The sequence below is a fragment of the Mesorhizobium sp. M7A.F.Ca.CA.002.09.1.1 genome, from assembly GCF_003998555.1.
In the GTDB taxonomy this organism is placed as follows: Bacteria; Pseudomonadota; Alphaproteobacteria; order Rhizobiales; family Rhizobiaceae; genus Mesorhizobium; species Mesorhizobium ciceri.
The window spans coordinates 1-2,299 of the sequence record NZ_RZRR01000883.1 but is presented as its reverse complement, the minus strand read 5'-3'; the positions used below and the strand labels follow the sequence as shown (position 1 = coordinate 2,299).

2 protein-coding genes are annotated in these 2,299 nt (G+C 63.9%); one reads left to right on the top strand and one right to left on the bottom strand.

Going from position 1 to position 2,299, the window contains the following annotated elements; translation table 11 throughout:
• The coding region (locus EN994_RS27810) for a 4-hydroxyphenylacetate 3-hydroxylase N-terminal domain-containing protein (RefSeq protein WP_127307982.1) at positions 1–1,532 on the bottom strand (1,532 nt) is incomplete at its 3' end.
• A gap of 92 nt (positions 1,533–1,624) precedes the next feature.
• Between EN994_RS27810 and EN994_RS27805 the strand changes: the two genes are divergently transcribed.
• On the top strand, positions 1,625–2,299 hold a 675-nt coding region (locus EN994_RS27805), incomplete at its 3' end, for an AraC family transcriptional regulator (RefSeq protein WP_127307981.1).

The following is a 2,299-nucleotide window of genomic DNA, read 5'->3' as shown; positions in this document are numbered from 1 at the left end:
GAGACAAGCGGATTGAACCAGGTATCGCCGGTCCAGCCATTCTCGTCATAATCGGCCATGCAGGTGTCGACCAGCTCTTCCATCGCCTTCAGCCGCCCGCCGCGCTCGGCGCCTTTCAGCACCTGCAGCCGTACCTCTTCCGGCGCACCGGCATAGTTGAGCTCATAGAGCCCGTGGCGGCCGCCGAACTCGGTGCCGGTCGCATCCCACAACAGCTTCATGATCTTGATGCGTTCGATGTGGCCCATATCGTTGGAGCCGCGCACATATTGCGCCAGATATTTGTCGATCTCGGGGTTGTTGAAGTCGCGCACCGACGACGGCAGGTAGATCAGCCCCGAGGCGATCACCCGGCGCACGGTGTCGATGACGCGCGGATAGGCTTCCGACATGAAGGTGCGGTAGGCAAGGGCGGCTTCGAGGTTGGGCAGGACGGCGCCATTCGCCCATGGGATCGGGTTGTAGGCCATGGCGTTGGAAAAGCTCCAGAACATGTGCCTGAGCGCAATGACCTCGCCCAGTGCCGCCTGGTTGCCGCGGAAAGCATCGCCGCCCGTGGCGCGCAGCGCCTTGGCCAGCAGGCCGGCGAGAAAGTCGAGCTTGACGGCGAAACGCGTGCAGCCCTGGAAGCAGTAGCCATGCATGAAGCCGGAGGCCGGATGGAAGGACAGGATTTTTTGCGCATCGCGCAGCACCAGCACGTCCTCCCAGGGGATGAAGACATTGTCGAGCACCAGGATCGCGTCGTTCTCGTCGAAGCGCGACGACAGCGGATAGTCGAAGGGTGCCGCCACCGTGTTGGCCGTCTGCTCGTAGGAGACGCGGCAGAACATCTTTATCCCCGGCGCATTCATCGGCACGATGAACATCACCGACAGCGACGGATCCTCGGTCACCGTCGCCGACCCTTGCGCCAGGAAATTGTAGTGCGTCAGCGCCGAGGACGTCGCCACCACCTTGGCGCCGGACACGTAGATGCCGGCGTCCGTCTCCCTGTTGATGTGGACGAAGACATCCTTCACCTGTTCGGCCGGCTTGTGGCGGTCGATCGGCGGGTTGACGATGGCGTGGTTCATGAACAACGCGGCTTCCTGCGCGCGTTTGTGCCAGGACAGGGCATTGTCCTTGAACGGCCCGTACCAGTCGGCATTGGCGCCGAGCGTGTTCATCAGCGCCGCCTTGTAGTCGGGCGTGCGGCCCATCCAGCCATAGGACATGCGCGACCACTCCGCGATCGCCGTCTGCTGGGCAACAAGCTCGGCGGAAGACTTGGCAACGCGGAAATATTTGTGGGTGTAGCCGCCCGAGCCGGTGTCGGTTGGTGACGTCAGCGCGTCCCGCCGCTTTGGATCATGCAGGGCGTCGTAGAGGCGCGCCAGCGACCGCGCCGAATTGCGCATCGCCGGATGCGTGGTGACGTCGGCAATGCGTTCGCCGTTGATATAGACCTCGCGGCGATCGCGCAGGCTCTCCAGATACTCGGCCCCGGTGAATGGGCGTGCCTTATCGGTGCGGAAGTCTTCTGATCGCATGATGGTCCTCCTCTTAAGCCGTAACCCTAGCGCCCTGGGCATCGATCGGTTATGGACGGAACGGCAAAACCGATTGGACTTTTTCCGGCGTCATGAGCCAGAGATCCATCCCCGACTTCTTCGTCTATGGCGAGCCGGTGCGGCCGCTCGATGTCGGTTTTCTGCATGTCGAGACGGTGCTTGCGCGCGGCAATATCCATCTTGGTGAGGTCGCCGCGCACAAGCACCCGCAGATGGGTCAGATCACCTTCTGGACCAGCGGCTCCGGTACCTACCGCATCGAAGACCGATCCTGGGACTTTTCGGCGCCTGCCGTGAGTTTCGTGCCGAGCACTATCGTGCACGGCTTCTCGATCGGCCCCGGCACCGACGCCATCGTCGTCTCGGTCGCCGACGGCGCGCTTGCGGCCATCGCGGCTCACAGCCTGCTGCCGCTGGACCGGCCGGTCTTTGCCGACGGCATGCCGCAGCACGCAGCGTGGGCCAGATTGGCGGCGGTGCTGGAGATGATCGCCGCCGAATACGCCGAGGCGCAAGCCGGCAAAGACAGGGTCCTGCAGGCGCTGATCGCCGTCGCGCTCTCCCACATCGCGCGCCTCAGTCCCGAGACAAAGGATGCCACGGCGTCTTCTGATGCCTCACTGGCGTTGGGGCTGCGCCGGCTCGCCGATGCGCATTTCCGCGACAACTGGCCTGTTGATCGCTACGTCGAGGCGCTGGCCACGACGCCGCATCTTCTCGACAAGGCCAGCCGCGCGGTGCTGGGC